Annotated in this window: 13 protein-coding genes; 2 read left to right on the top strand and 11 right to left on the bottom strand. The window is 52.7% G+C overall.

Annotated elements, in window-relative coordinates; genetic code table 11:
• Window positions 1–24: 24 nt before the first annotated feature.
• A complete protein-coding gene (locus CS910_RS02920) occupies window positions 25–948 on the top strand; it encodes a triphosphoribosyl-dephospho-CoA synthase (protein ID WP_099209655.1) in 924 nt (307 codons plus the stop codon).
• On the opposite strand, the gene CS910_RS02915 is transcribed toward CS910_RS02920, so the two are convergent.
• A complete protein-coding gene (locus CS910_RS02915) occupies window positions 932–1210 on the bottom strand; it encodes a family 4A encapsulin nanocompartment shell protein (protein WP_099209654.1) in 279 nt (92 codons plus the stop codon). The genes CS910_RS02920 and CS910_RS02915 overlap by 17 nt on opposite strands.
• Window positions 1211–1304: 94 nt before the next feature.
• Complete coding sequence (gene snatA / locus CS910_RS02910; RefSeq protein ID WP_173866215.1) at window positions 1305–1955, bottom strand: neutral amino acid NAAT transporter SnatA; 651 nt, start codon at window positions 1953–1955, stop codon at window positions 1305–1307.
• Between the two features lie 118 nt (window positions 1956–2073).
• On the opposite strand from snatA, the gene CS910_RS02905 reads away from it, so the two are divergent.
• Complete coding sequence (locus CS910_RS02905; RefSeq protein ID WP_099209653.1) at window positions 2074–2349, top strand: TonB-dependent receptor; 276 nt, start codon at window positions 2074–2076, stop codon at window positions 2347–2349.
• Here the strand turns inward: CS910_RS02905 and CS910_RS02900 are convergent.
• From CS910_RS02900 to CS910_RS02860, 9 genes are read right to left on the bottom strand one after another with little or no spacing between them, the layout of a single operon-like run.
• Entirely contained in the window at window positions 2304–3047 is a 744-nt protein-coding gene (locus CS910_RS02900; RefSeq protein WP_099209652.1) for a DUF2101 family protein, read from the bottom strand. The two genes, CS910_RS02905 and CS910_RS02900, sit on opposite strands and share 46 nt — an antisense overlap.
• 6 nt (window positions 3048–3053) lie before the next feature.
• On the bottom strand, window positions 3054–6257 hold the full coding sequence (locus tag CS910_RS02895; RefSeq protein ID WP_099209651.1) for a DUF2341 domain-containing protein: 3204 nt from the start codon (window positions 6255–6257) through the stop codon (window positions 3054–3056).
• A complete protein-coding gene (locus CS910_RS02890; protein WP_099209650.1) occupies window positions 6254–8383 on the bottom strand; it encodes a hypothetical protein in 2130 nt (709 codons plus the stop codon). Before CS910_RS02890 ends, CS910_RS02895 begins: the two co-directional genes overlap by 4 nt.
• A complete protein-coding gene (locus CS910_RS02885; protein ID WP_099209649.1) occupies window positions 8380–10149 on the bottom strand; it encodes a hypothetical protein in 1770 nt (589 codons plus the stop codon). The genes CS910_RS02890 and CS910_RS02885 overlap by 4 nt, the downstream gene beginning before the upstream one ends.
• Entirely contained in the window at window positions 10146–10619 is a 474-nt protein-coding gene (locus CS910_RS02880) for a hypothetical protein (RefSeq protein ID WP_145955342.1), read from the bottom strand. The genes CS910_RS02885 and CS910_RS02880 overlap by 4 nt, the downstream gene beginning before the upstream one ends.
• Window positions 10591–11019: a hypothetical protein gene (locus CS910_RS02875; protein WP_099209647.1), complete on the bottom strand. Its 429-nt coding sequence runs from the start codon at window positions 11017–11019 to the stop codon at window positions 10591–10593. Before CS910_RS02875 ends, CS910_RS02880 begins: the two co-directional genes overlap by 29 nt.
• A gap of 1 nt (window position 11020) precedes the next feature.
• On the bottom strand, window positions 11021–11650 hold the full coding sequence (locus CS910_RS02870) for a class III signal peptide-containing protein (RefSeq protein WP_099209646.1): 630 nt from the start codon (window positions 11648–11650) through the stop codon (window positions 11021–11023).
• Between the two features lie 29 nt (window positions 11651–11679).
• A complete protein-coding gene (locus tag CS910_RS02865; RefSeq protein WP_099209645.1) occupies window positions 11680–12303 on the bottom strand; it encodes a hypothetical protein in 624 nt (207 codons plus the stop codon).
• A complete protein-coding gene (locus CS910_RS02860; RefSeq protein ID WP_099209644.1) occupies window positions 12296–13459 on the bottom strand; it encodes an FtsZ/tubulin family protein in 1164 nt (387 codons plus the stop codon). Before CS910_RS02860 ends, CS910_RS02865 begins: the two co-directional genes overlap by 8 nt.
• Window positions 13460–13462: the final 3 nt, after the last annotated feature.

Here is a 13462-nt window from a genome sequence, read left to right as displayed (position 1 = left end):
TTCCCTTCTTCCAGAGGTGGAAAGATGAACCGATGGGAGCTCATCAGGGCTTTTCTCACAGGGCCGTTAATAGAGGTAGCCGTCCCAAAGCCCGGGAACGTGAGCAGGAGGAGGGACTTCGAGGATTTGAGCATCTACAACTTTCTCGTTGCGTATCCTGCTTTGGCCGGCATCTACCACGAGGCGATAAAGCGGGCCGAGTCAATCCGCTCCGGTCTTCTCAAGCCGAACGAAGCTGGAATAGGCGAGCTCATAAGGCGTGGCGTTGAGACGAGCAAGAGGGTACAAGATGCCAACCCGAACTTCGGGGTAATCGTCCTCTCGATTCCGCTCCTGATGGGACTCTCGATGACGAGGAAGATACGCGAGGGTGGCGAAAAGGCAAGGCTCCTCATCGAGGAGTCAACGGTGGGGGACACGATGGAGCTCTACCGGGCGATAAGAATCGCGAACCCCAAGGGGCTCCCGAGCGGGGTGAAGTACGACGTCTACTCGGAGAAGGCCTTCGAGGAGCTCTTCAGGGACAGAATAAACCTCTCCAGGATTGCCGAGATTAGCAGAGAGCGGGAGCTCGTCTTTCGCGAGTGGAGTGAGAGTTACCGGCTCACCTACGAGACCTTTAAGAGGCTTGCCGGGGAGATTCCTGGCCCGCTGGAGGAGACCGTCGTTGGGGTCTTCATAGAGCTCCTCGCGGAAAACCCCGACACGCTAATCCTGCGCAAGGCAGGCATTGAAGAGGCCGAGCTCGTCAGGGAAAAGGCGAGAGACGTTCTTGAGGGAAGGATGGGCCTTGAGGAGTTCGACGCGTTCATGCGCGAGAAGAGTGACTTAAGGAACCCGGGCAGTCTGGCGGACGTTATGGCAGTCTCGCTGAGCCTGCTGTTTCTGGCTGGAGTAAGGGTCGAAATGAGAAACGGAAGGGCCTGGCTGGTCACTTCACAACGGTGAAGCGCTTTGCCGCAGGAGCGTAGCCGAGGGCCTTGCTGTCTATCACAACCGCGTCCTTACCGAGCTCGTCGACTATCCTCACAGGCAGGCCCGAGAGCTCGAGGACCTCCTCGTCGCCTCCGAATTCCTCGTTCACCTGGACCTTTATGAACTCGTAGGCCTCCCCTCCGACGAGAACCACATCGGGCTCAAAACCTTCAAGCTTCAGCTCGTTCGCTTTCTCCTCAACGGCACTCAGGATCCGTATCAGGTCCCCGCGCATTTTCAACACCTAGGGGAGTTCAACTCGAACGATTTAAGGGTTTTGGAAAACTGACTTCCCTCCGCCGTGAACGGTGAGGTTTGAAAAAACCATATCAGAGACCAAAGGCTCCCTTGATGCCGTTTATAATCATCTGAACGGCCATTGACGTCAGGATTAGACCCATCATCCTCGTCATGACTTTTATGCCGACCCTTCCGAGGCGGGCCTTTATCACGTTTGCCGAGCAGAGGACGAGCCAGACGGTAATGCCTATGAGAACGATGCTGAGCAAGACTATGACTCTCTCGGCGATACTCCCCGCCTTTGCCATGTAGAGCATCACCGTCGTTATGGCACCGGGACCTGAAATCAGGGGGATTGCGAGGGGGATTATGGCGACCTCCTCAAGCGTAACGACCTCCTCATCGAACTCCTCGGTTTCCTCTCGGCTTATCTTGACGGAGGAGAGCCTGCCAGAGAGCATGTCCATCGCCATCCTGAAGAGAAGGATTCCACCGGCTATCGCAAAGGCGTCAACGCTCGAGCCGAAGAACTTGAAAATCCACTGACCGATGAGAGCGAAAACTACCAGGGTCATGATAACAGTCATGGCCGTTTTCGTCGCTATCTCCCTCCTTTCGCGGAGGCTGAGGTCGTGGGTAACGCCAAGGAACACGGGGACGGCCCCAACAGGGTTAGTTATCGCGAACAGGCCGCCGTAGAGAATCAGAAGATACTTGAAGAGGGCAACCAAGTTTATCATGGCACCACCAACCGAGCACGATGGGCGGTCCTTAAAAACTTAATGGGTTTGTTACGCTTATGGGTTGCATATCAGTAAATCTTTTAAAGTTTTAGCATTTACCTTTAATGGTGATATCGTGGGACACACCCTCTACTACACCACGGTAGTGAGGAAATGGAAAGCGTTCGTCTCGCTGATGGAGAGGGTCTCCACAGGACTGGGATACGGGATTGAGGTGTTCGACAATGCACTCGTGCTGAATCCGGGCCACCCCATGGTCGAACCCCTCAGAATAGAGAAGGAAGGGCAGGGATTCGCAAAGACAAACCTAATAGAGCCCCACCATTCAATTTACATTCTCATCCTTCACTCGGTCTCGGCTTTCGGCTCGGTGGAGCTCTGGGAGGATTGAGAGAAGTAAACCTCGATTATCCTCACGGGCTTGGCGCTCCTGAAGGTTCTGTCCTCCACGAGGACCTTAACGACTCTACCGGGTTCGGCATCTGGAACGGCCGGAAGCCAGTAAAGGCCGGGCTTAACGTTGGCCGCTATATCGTCGTGAACGAAAACCCTAACCAGGTCGCCACGAACCTCCTCAACGGTGCCGTAGGTGTAGTCCCTGCCGAAGGTTCTCTTGAAGTACCAGCGAAAGAGCAGGACCGAAATTGCAATAACGAGGACGTATAGATACACGGCAACGACGTTTTTAAGGTAGAGTCTGACAAGGGAGTAACCAATAAAAGCCAAGAAGGATAGGGCTGAAATCACCGTATAGAAAACCCGGTACGGTTTCTCATCTAGAAGAAAACTTCCGTAGCGGCCAAAAAGATAACGTAAGTAAAGGAAGTACGGAACCGCAACCGCGACAACCCACTGGGGGTTCCTCGTCAGGAGTACCGCGGCAAAGTTGAGAAGGAGGTACGTTAGGAAACACAGCTGGAGGTGAAGGCTGAGGAGCTCGTGAACGGTAACGCGGGACTTCACGAGCCGAGAGGTCAGCCTAAAGGATGGAGGCTCCCTCGAAGGTTCAGGGAAAAGGAAAGATTTAAATCCAAATGCGAGGCGTTCTACCCCCTCTCCTATTGAGTACAGGAGGTTCTCAATGCTCATTTTGCATCACCCAGATGTTAGGGGAACGAGCAGGTCTGCCGCGTAGGGCCCGAAGATTAGCTGGGCGGTTTGGAGCGTCAGGTAGAAGTTCTGGTCGAGAACTGGAGTCGTGCTGATTCCGCCGGTTGCCGAAATTCCCAGAACCTTCATTGCACCGGGGTCGTTTCCGGGGTAGTCGGAGTAATCCAGGTATATGTAATCAACGGCTGGTTGTTCGCGGATTAGGAAGTTGAGGTTTGCCGGAAGGTTCCTCGGGAGAATGAAGCTGACGAGACCTATCGGATACTTAACGCGACCGTACACTGCCTTCTGCATCGCCTGGGCGAGGGCGAGGTATTGTGCTCTGTGGGCAGTACTTCCGCCCTCAAGACGCTCGAAGAACGAGGGCGCTCCAGCGACGCCAAAGTACCTGGCATTGACAACACAGCTTATGAACGGCTGAATGTCAAAGACTTTGGCGCTCACATAGTTGCCAGTCGGCGGCTTCTGTTCCGGAACGCCAAGAACGGGAGTGATAACCTTGTATGGATATGGGGCCCAGAAGACCCACGCAAAGTGAGCTGAGTTGTCGGCGGTATTGTTGACTACGAGGTATACGCTCAGGTTGCCGATTGGGGTTACCTCCAAGTCAGCGTTTGAGTTCTGGGAAACCACAGAATTGGGCTCGTGGGTGAAGTTCAAGGCCAGCGTTGATGCGGGAATGATGTCTACCTCATAGCGATTGGGGACGTTCACCGGCCATGTTCCGGTCTGATACCTCGACAGGACCTCCGTCCAGTTCTTGAGTATGAACAGCCTTCCAGCCGTCGTCCAGTTGTCAACGAGCTGGACCGATACAGGAACGGAAGAGGTAAGTTGCTTGACGCTCTCGGTGAGGTAATAAAGGTCGAGGTATTTTCTAACGTAGATGAAGTCGTACTCCGTGGGGCCTTTATAAAACTGGCCGAGGCCAATTGAGGTGTTGTATGTAGCCAGATAATAATTCCACCCATCCTGCCAATACCTGTAATAGTAACTAACCTCGCTCTGGTCGCTCCAGTTCCAGACGAACGGATTCAGCGTCTGGTAAGTTGTGAAGCTAGCAAGATGGTAGCTATTGTAGTAATAGTCCCTGACTGCAACCTCAACATAGCTCCATCTGTTTTTGGTATACTTACCGCCATCCTCAATCCCATCATCGAAGTCTCCGCTGTTAACGTCGAAGTCCCCCAGGTGCCCGTACAGTCCAATGATGTGCTCCATCCAACCCCATCCATCGTTATCTATGTACCACATCCAGAATGGCTGGTTCTTTATGTACACCCTCATCCCGATAACGTAGCGGTAGTAGGGAAACGTTTTCTTCGTCCACAGCCAGACGTCGGGGTTACTTGCCTTGTTGTTTCCCTTTAAGCTTAAGATTCCGTTGCTCACGGAATAGCTTCCGCGCGGGTTCTTAACGTACCACTTTGAGGTGTTCAGGGAGCTGCCGCTGAAGTCGTCGAAGAACAGGAACACTTCATCTCCGTTGCCCCGGGTAAGGGGAAGGTCTTCACCGAACTTAATGTAGACGTTGCCGGGTAAGTTCGTCCTGACCCATATCAGGGCACCGCTATCGTTCCAGTACTCAATCCAGAAGGGAACCTTCTCCGTGAAGTCCGGGTCGGAGTATACTTCAATCCTGGACTCATTCCCATAATGGGGAATACGCGATGCCCATGTCGAGTTTAGGTATATCGGAACTTGAACGTCATTAACACTATAGGGGTAATCCAAAGTGACGTTTAGAACGCTTGTAAGGCCTTCAGAGGGTGTCAGCACTTCAACGCCACCGTTGAAACCGGAGTTCTCATCTGCGGTAACGTTATAGCGCACAAAGACTGACCCAGTGGTGTTGAACAAGAAGACGCGCTGACCTGGATAAACGGTAACGTTCGTGTAGTAGTTGTTCCCAACGACGTTCGAAAGATAGCCCCTGCTCGGCTGAACCTGGGAAGTAGGAGAGTAGTAGATATAGTAGTCCGTTCCGGTCACGTTGAGCCATATTAGAATCTCGTTCGAGTCCCACTTTTCAATCCAGTAATTAGCGAGCTGGCAGGTCGAGGTGTATATTCTCATTTCGGCAAGGGACCCGTTGTGGGAGATTTCTGAAAACGGGACGGCAGAGGGGTTGAACTTAAGGAGGACAACGCTATGGTTGGTTACGCCGGAGAGCGTGAATTCAACGCGTTTGTTGAAGCTATCGTTGCACCATTGAACCGCTTGACCAACCCTTCCAGAGAAGACCAAGACACCCATGTCCCCGTCTCCAAGGACGGATGATGGGGAAACGAGGGAACCGTTTATGGAGGTTCCAAAGACGTAGGGAACCGTTGGGGCAGTACTCGGACTGTCCCTGAGGACGTAGGCCAGGGCTCCATCCCCAGGGTATGTGTCGCCGTAGTACACTTTATCGCTTGAAATAGTGGGGGAAAACGGGGCAGCGAACCTAAGAGGATACGTACTTGGGTCACTGCCGTAACCCGTGAGGAGGTAGTATGGAGGTGTGAGGTTCGGGTACGCAAAGGAGCACGGTTCGATGACCCTCGACATTCTGCCCTTGGTTAAGTAGGCAATTAGAGGGTCCTCGAGGTTCGTTATTGGTACAACAACGTACAGAGAGCCCCTGGGGGGAATGCTGGAGTTGTAGACTATCTTTCCGGATGTGTCTTTTATGACAATCTGGGGGATGCTTACGTTGGCTACGATGTGGAAGGAGTCGAGGGGAGCGATAGTGAGCTTCACGTTGTTAACTATCTGGGTAGGTGGTGTGACCATGATGTACCCCATTTTCTTAAGGTAGTCTCTCATGTTCTCAAGCCACTTAAGGAGGGTGGCGTTTCCCATGAACTGGTCCTCCCGGGACACCCACTCGGGCCCAGCATTGCTGATTTGGGAGTACTTGCCGTACTTAACCAAGCTCTCAAGTGCAAGCTGGGCGTTGTCCAGAGGTTGAACGGTGGTAACGTAGGCGATGCTCAGAACAAGGGCTCGCTGAAGGGAGAGCCTCATAACGTTCTGAAGGTCAAGCTGGAGGTAGGAGACAACGTCCTGGGTCGTCTTTAAACGCGTCGCCTGGGACTGGGCCTGTATTACGTAGGACGTAACGTTACTGTACGTGGCGAGCAACAGGAGTAGGGGTATGAGCAGAACAAGGACCGTAGCGTTTATTACAAACCCTCGCCTCTTCATCCTCCGACCCTCCAAATCCTGAGGGTGATTGTAATGGGTGATATTGACCGCGGAACACCCGGAAGGGAAACGTAGTCTATGAGCGTGTCCCCTAGGTTCACCAAGATTGGCTTGGTACAGCCGTTCCCCCCGAGGTTCCTGAAGAGCCTGAGTATCGCGTCATCAACTGCGTACTTGGTCGGGTCCAACTTGCAGGCGGTAATGTTTAGGTACTCCCCAGATGTCACGGCGTTGAGGCTTCCAACTATGATGGAGGCGGTGTAGTTCCGTCCACCAAGGTTGTAAACGTAGGTCAAGTTGTAGGCCTTAACCTTGGGGTATCCCTGCATGAGGTAGGGCTTAACGTTGCCGTAAGGGGCGTAAGCGTTGAGGAGGTAAACGACAGAAGCCAGTGTGTACTTGGGGGCAACGTAGTAACAGCTTCCAAAGTCTAGCTCAAAGGCGTTCAACCCGGTATGGAGGGCATTCCCAATGATTCTATCCAGGTAATCCCTGGTAACCCTAGTGTATCCCCATCTGGCGAAGGCGTCTATGAATGGATTGTAGTCAGGAGCATAGTAAAGGGTTCTCCACTGATTCGCTGACGAGTTCATGAGGATAGAAACCTTCTGACGACAATCACTGAAAGAGGAGTGATACCATGGAAGCTGGAATGTAACGTACAGCGGTGTCGCGTACTCCGGTATGTCCCACTCCCACTCCGCATTGTGATAGAAGTACCCCAAAGCGGGACCGCCTGACCAATAGTACGGGGGTATCACATCAGTAACGTCCACAGAATACAGACTCATTGCAGTAAACGGTATGTAGTCGGCGTAAACGTAGGAGTCCCTACCGTCCAAATGCAACTCACCGCTCCCATCCCAAGTGACGTTGAAGAGTATCGTGAAATACGTTCCCGACAGGTCAGAGTAGTTGTAACCCATGTCCCTGACTATGTCCGCAAGCGTTCCGTTGGTGGCAACAAAGTATCCACCTACCTTAGTGAGAGAGAAACTCTTCGATACACTTCCATAAACCCTAATCGCAGCGGTTACCGTTTTGATGTTCTGACCTGCTATCTTAATGCTCAAGTCAGTAAGGTTACCGGGAACAAAAACGTACTTCTCTATGTGAATTGAGTCGTTTGCCCTAACGTCCGCGAAGTGATAGTAGTGGGGATACCTAAAGGTGGATACCTGAGATGTCTTGTAAGTTATTATGATGTGCTGAGCACCGTCTTCACCAGACACGCCACCGCTGTTGTATACCTCAACGGTAAAGTTCGTGTCAGTACTCTCGTTTACGCTCTTCTGCACGTTCTCAACCAGGTTACAGCTTCCACTTCCATCGTCAGTGATTTCTTTAAAGGTCATGGTGCTCCATTGAGGGAAGCAACTGACGGGCTCTCCATTGATGTAGGCACGATAAGTGGAATCAACGACAGCAGCCTCAAAGTACCAGGTGACGTTGATAATCGTTGTGTTAAGCGGAAACTGACTGGTAGGTATAATGTAGGTAATTTGAATCCATTTCTTGCTGTGCTGGGTTGAAATGTAGTCTCCCTGGTACACGTAGCTCGTAACCTTCGCCCTCAGCTTGCTGAGGAACGCCCTTGCAACGTAGCCCCTCGGAGTCTGGTTGTAGGCGTAACCGCTGAGCACGAGGGTGGCGGCGGAAACGTCCTTTGCGAGGGAGTAGTTGTAGGTTCCCTTACTCAGGAATGTGTTCGTCCAGTTGTTTATGAGAAGCTCGTAGTTGTAGCCCTTGAGCGTCGAGTTCAGAATGTAACCGATGATTATTGAGGCCTTCTTCCGGTAATCCTTCGATGGGTAAAGCGGGCTTACTGCCCAGTAGGTGGCGGCTATCTCAAGGGGGCTCATGTCGGGGGTAACCAAGGTCAGGTTCAGAACCGGGTCGGAGCCGGATTCCCAGTTATCTATCACGTTAGCCGGAACCAGCTGACTCAGCGGAACGGTTCTGAGCAGTTTTAGCATCGCGTTCGCATCACCCAACTCCCCCATCCTCATCTGGGTTTTGTAAACCGATTGAACTTGGCTCTCAGCGGTGGTTATGGCGGTTATCATTATCAAAACTAGGAAGAGAGCCAGCACGGCATCAAGCGTGAATATGAATCCCCGCCTCATCTCTCATCCCACACCCACAATTTTACAAGGAGGGGCTCGTACATTGGACTAAGAAGAACCCCGATGTCGCCTTCATCAACCATCTCAACGGGCAGCGTGAAGGTGTTTGAGTACAGGTACATGAGCACCGGCCGACCCGCCCCGCCGGGGGAGCTGAATACATCTCCCCAGGGGACAGTGAGGGAGTTACTGGAGCCCCTGTAAGTTGCCACTGTTCTGACGGTACCATTGGCGAGTTCCCATATCTGGCCCATTACCATGGACGTTCCCGAAGTTTTCCAAACGCCGAGGACCTTTAGGTTTCCACCATCAACTACCATGATGAGGACGTAGCCAGTTTCGTTGGGAACAACAAACTTGAGGAGAGCGTAGTTGGGAATCGAGTACCTGAGGACACCTCCAAAGATTATGCCCTTGGAGTTACCTACAATCCACGTGGTTCTGTTGTACTTGAATAGACTCATTACAGTGTTCCTCTCCGAGTACGAGACCCAACTAGAGGCGTTCATCGTAGCAAACACGTTGGAAACGTTGGTCGGGTTCACGAGGAACGAGCCGTTGAGGTACGCGACGCGGTTCCACGCCTGGCTCACGTTGAGCTGTTGCGGATATGTGTAGTTGCCCTCAAGGGACGAAATCGTCAGGGGCTGGCCCGAGCCGTAGTTAAGGCACTCGGGGGATGAAGGCGGGGTCCAGTCGGAGGAAAGGGGATGACCAGCGATGTTAATCACAAGCTGGGTTCCCCTCACGAAAACGGTTCCCTCCAGAGGCGCGAGGCTGTCAAGCTTTTCCCATCCACTTCCCGTCCACTTATACCATGAGCTGGGGTCGGTTATCGGGGACCGGTTGGCGGCGTACCAAACGCCGTTCACGTTCACATAAAGGTTACCGAGGGTACATCCTGGAACTTGGGTGCCAGGCGTGCATCCAGGGGTTCCGATGTTTATCGTGGCGGCGCCGGTTACAGAGATTAAGGGTCGAGTTGAGGTCTCGCCAAAGATGTAAAGGTCGTGTTTTATGTTAATAGTCCTCGAACCTTCTCCCCTTATCACTAGGGCTCCCATAATGTAGGCGCTTCCGTCCACATCGGTAGTAACCGCTCCATCTATAACCCAGTCCCCACCCACCACGAGGTTGCCACCGCTGGATATGTACAGGTGAGAGGAACCAACGCTCCTGAATTCGTGAACTATACAGATATCGGAGTTGGAGTTTATACTTAGGCTTCCATGGGAGAAAAACTCCGGGTCGCAGGGAATTATCGTGGGCTGAGTAAAGTCTATGTTCGTCGTTCCTGCAACCGAACAACTGCCGTTATAAACACTAAAACCAGGTGGAATGCCCCCTCCCGCGTTTGGGTTCCATGAGAAGTTGGCCTTAAACGTCCATTTGCCGAGGTAAAAGTCAAGGAGAAACGGATGCTTTAGACTGAGGTTCAGTAGAGCCTTCTCGACCCGGGAATCGTTGTTCTTCAGGAGGTCAAAGAAGGCAACTGCCTTGTTGTAATCGACGTATTGACCGGAATAGGACCTAAGGCCCGGGACCGCAAGGGTTGAAACGTTTTCACTCCAGTTTGGCGGACTTCCCGGGCTTTTAAGGAGCACATCGAGCATGGTATCTGGGATGCTGGTCCTATCGTACCAGCCGAGGAGGTTTGTAAGGCCAGACTTAAGGTTATCGGAGGTAGCACTAACAGCACCGAGCATGAAGATGACGATAACGACCGCGAGGAGGGCATCAAAGCTCAGGAGCTGACCGCGCCTCATCTCACCACCACCGTGAGGTTAACCTTCATCCCGCCGTAATACAGGTTATCACCAACGAGCCGGAAGCCCTGAATCGATGAGAGCCTGAGCTTAAGAAAGTCCGTAACGTTGCCTACGAAGGCCGACTTCGTGACGGGGTCCGGGTACGAGTACACAATTGAAACGTTAAGCGTGCCGTTTACTGGAACAACTGAGAGGCCAACGAGCCGACATCCAACAGGGGTGTAGTTCCAGAGTTCAACGATGTTGTTGAGGGGTGCGTGGGTTGAATCGTTAACGATAACACCGGTGTTGAGGTACGTACAGACGTCCGAACCGACTGTTCTGAAGGCGTCCGTTGTGGAGACGGTCTTATTGGTGTGAACAACGGAAGGGATAATATAAACTATCCCAGTCAGGATTATCGCGGTTATGAAGAGCAGTTCCACAGCGGTCTGACCCCTACGTTGTGACCGTGACCTCAACACCATCGGAGAGCCTCCTTGACTCCATTTTAAACCCCTCACTTGAGGGCGTAAGTATCACGGAGCTGTTGGCACCGGGGGAAACCTGAAGTTTCTGAACCACGACGTAGTCCTTTCCATCTATGTGGGCCTTTACTATGAGGTAACCCTCCGACTTGAGGGTGACGTTAATCCAGTCCCCAGACCGAAGCTTTAGGGGGGCCGTCTTCAGCACGGTCATGCCGGGGGCCGCGTAGAGTCTCGCGACGGTTCCCCTCAAATCTATGGCGAAGGCCTTGAGCTGCGCGGAGGTTCCGATAACCTCTGTCTCGGTCTTCTCACTCAGGGCGACGTTCATCACGCTGAGCATCGTTATCGAGATTATCGTCACTGCAAAGAGCAAATCAAGGCTCACCTGACCCCTCATTTCATCCACCTGGCCTAATGTTTATGTGGAGTGTCCCGGAGGTGCTATCATAGGTCATGGAAACGGGCTTTGAAGGGTTCCACTCCACTACCACCCTCATCGTTGTGGGAACGTCTGATGGAGCAAAGCTAAGCGTAAAACCCGTCGTGGACGTCGAGTTGTAGAGGAAGTACGTCTGAACCCAAACCCCCGTCCTGTTGGAGCCGGAAATCACCGGAGTTGAGCCGGCGTTGGAAACCGCGACGACAACCACAGAGTTCTCGGCCCCAGTTGGGAAAAGTGGGTCCTCAGTTCCAAGGAACATAAGCCGAACTTGGGGAGACGTGAGGTTAAAGGCGTTCTTGAGGTACTTCGAATTGCGAAGCAGGTTGAAGTGAGCGTAAACCGTGACCTTTGAGCCGGGCCCCTGGGCATAGACCTGGTCTATGGCCCCTGCTATCACGTTGGCGACGCTCTTCTCCTCAAGGGCAATTTGAATGGCCAGCGTTCCCGAGGAAGGAGAGCTCGAATTAAAGCCAACGCTCTTGACCGAGTACATCAGCATAACCATCATTATCGCGAACACCAGCATGAACTCCAGTGATATCTGGCCTCGCCTTTTAAGGACTAACCCCATAATCTCCCCCTCCATCAATAGTTGGATTGGACTATATTTAACGGTTACTCCGCAGATTTGTCTTCAACAACCGCAAATATGCCAGAAGGTGTTCTCCTAGTCTCTACCCCAAAATAACCCCCAGTGAAAAGTTTAAACTTGTACCTCTCCGATTTAAGGCCGTGTTTTGAAACAATCTCTCTGAGTTCGTCAATGAAAAACTGGGTCAGCTCGTAGTAGATAAGGTCGAGCGAGCTCTTCACCCTATCCCTCACGGCGATTGCTAGGGGGATTACCAAGAGACCGATGAGAACAAATGGAGAGCCTGTTAATATTGTTGCAACCCCAGTTCCAGCAACGAGAACCCCCAGGATAGAGTAAACGGCTTTCTCAATCAGCTTTAGCTTCTTTCCAAACTTAACCTTCTCCTCCCAGATGTCAAGTAGAGTCGGATTGTAGAAGTCAAAAGCCGTGTGACGCTTTCCTTTGGCTATCCTCTCCCGTATGAGAGCATCCCAGTCGTCGGCGTAATAGATAACCTCCCCCCTGAGCTTTGCCCTCTCTGCGTCGAGGGAGGAGATAATTCTGACTATGTCCTCTGCACTTTCGTGGGCGATGTGTGAGTAGACGGACTTCTCGTCGAGCTCGAGGGCAACCTCAACCGAGTCCCTGACCGTTAGGTCAACCATTTCTCTTCCTCCTGAGGCTCTTCACAACACTCTCCACATCGGGACCGTCATCCTCAACAACGTCCCCAATAATCGGTGCGTTGTAGACATCGTCGAAATCCGGCAGACCACTGAGCAGTTCACTCTTCTTGGTTTCGGCCTCTTTCTTGGCCTCCATGAAGGACCTCGCGTACTGCTTGGCAGTTTTAACGATTTCCTCGATGCTCCTGCTCTCGTATATTCCGCTGAGGAGCGTGACGACCTCAACTTCCCTCTCGCGCGGGTCAGGGTAAAAGCCCCGGAAAATCTGCTTGCCCCGGATTTTGCTCGTGAGGTAATCGAGGGCCTCAAAGATGTCTCCAGCCTTGAGAACCTCCGGCGGGCCGTGTATTGCGACGAGGCCGTAGAGGGCGGACTCTATGTTGGCATCAAGGTAGAGACCCTCGCTCTCAAAGGATTTAAGGATTAACCTCGACAGGCTCTTCACCTTGCTCGCTTCGGCCTTGGCGTAGCCAACGGTGGCAAAGCTTCCAAAGGCCTTGAGGACGAACTTGAGGTCGCTCGCGTCGAGGGTCTGCTCGCCGGGGACATCCACGAGGGCCAGAAGAGAGGCTATCCTCTCGACTATGGTATAGTTAATACTCTCGTAGGCCCTGCTTATGTCATCGCCGGTTTCCTTCAGCTTGTTGTTATCTATGGCGATTATGGAGTCGGCAATCTTGGAGAGCTTGTCTATCGTTATAGCCGCGTTGATTGTGGGCCTTATGCCCTCTTCCCTGAGCGGAAGGGCGCCAATGGCAACCACGAGTGAGTCAGGATACTCCTCCTTCAGGGCTTCCGCGAGGACGGGCGTTCCACCGGCACCGGTTCCACCGCCGAAGCCGAAGGTGAGGAAAAATATGTCAACGTCCTCGTAGCCGACTATGGAGTTTATCTTGCGCATCACCAACGGCAGGTCGCGCTTCATGGCCTCCCTGCCCAGTATTGGATTTGCGTTGACTCCTTTGCCCCCCGTTATGCTCTCGCCTATCAGGATCCTCCTGTCCTGCGGGACGTGCTTGAGGTACTCCAGGTCACCGCGGGAGGTGTTTACCGCGAGGGTTTCAAAGTCGACCAGCGCGAAGAGGTCGGCCATCTTCGTCCCACACTGTCCGATTCCTATTATCAGGGCCCTCAAGGG

Origin of the sequence: Thermococcus henrietii, from assembly GCF_900198835.1 — an archaeon.
GTDB classification, from domain to species: domain Archaea; phylum Methanobacteriota_B; class Thermococci; order Thermococcales; family Thermococcaceae; genus Thermococcus; species Thermococcus henrietii.
This window is presented reverse-complemented; position numbering and strand designations above follow the sequence as displayed.

Bases quoted from the DNA above. Each gene is read 5' to 3' on its own strand.
- CS910_RS02880 (WP_145955342.1), bottom strand. From the start codon at position 10,619: ATGGTGTTGAGGTCACGGTCACAACGTAGGGGTCAGACCGCTGTGGAA.
- CS910_RS02920 (WP_099209655.1), top strand. From the start codon at position 25: ATGAACCGATGGGAGCTCATCAGGGCTTTTCTCACAGGGCCGTTAATA.
- CS910_RS02890 (WP_099209650.1), bottom strand. From the start codon at position 8,383: ATGAGGCGGGGATTCATATTCACGCTTGATGCCGTGCTGGCTCTCTTC.
- CS910_RS02915 (WP_099209654.1), bottom strand. From the start codon at position 1,210: ATGCGCGGGGACCTGATACGGATCCTGAGTGCCGTTGAGGAGAAAGCG.
- CS910_RS02895 (WP_099209651.1), bottom strand. From the start codon at position 6,257: ATGAAGAGGCGAGGGTTTGTAATAAACGCTACGGTCCTTGTTCTGCTC.
- CS910_RS02865 (WP_099209645.1), bottom strand. From the start codon at position 12,303: ATGGTTGACCTAACGGTCAGGGACTCGGTTGAGGTTGCCCTCGAGCTC.
- CS910_RS02875 (WP_099209647.1), bottom strand. From the start codon at position 11,019: ATGAGGGGTCAGGTGAGCCTTGATTTGCTCTTTGCAGTGACGATAATC.
- snatA (WP_173866215.1), bottom strand. From the start codon at position 1,955: ATGATAAACTTGGTTGCCCTCTTCAAGTATCTTCTGATTCTCTACGGC.
- CS910_RS02885 (WP_099209649.1), bottom strand. From the start codon at position 10,149: ATGAGGCGCGGTCAGCTCCTGAGCTTTGATGCCCTCCTCGCGGTCGTT.
- CS910_RS02870 (WP_099209646.1), bottom strand. From the start codon at position 11,650: ATGGAGGGGGAGATTATGGGGTTAGTCCTTAAAAGGCGAGGCCAGATA.
- CS910_RS02900 (WP_099209652.1), bottom strand. From the start codon at position 3,047: ATGAGCATTGAGAACCTCCTGTACTCAATAGGAGAGGGGGTAGAACGC.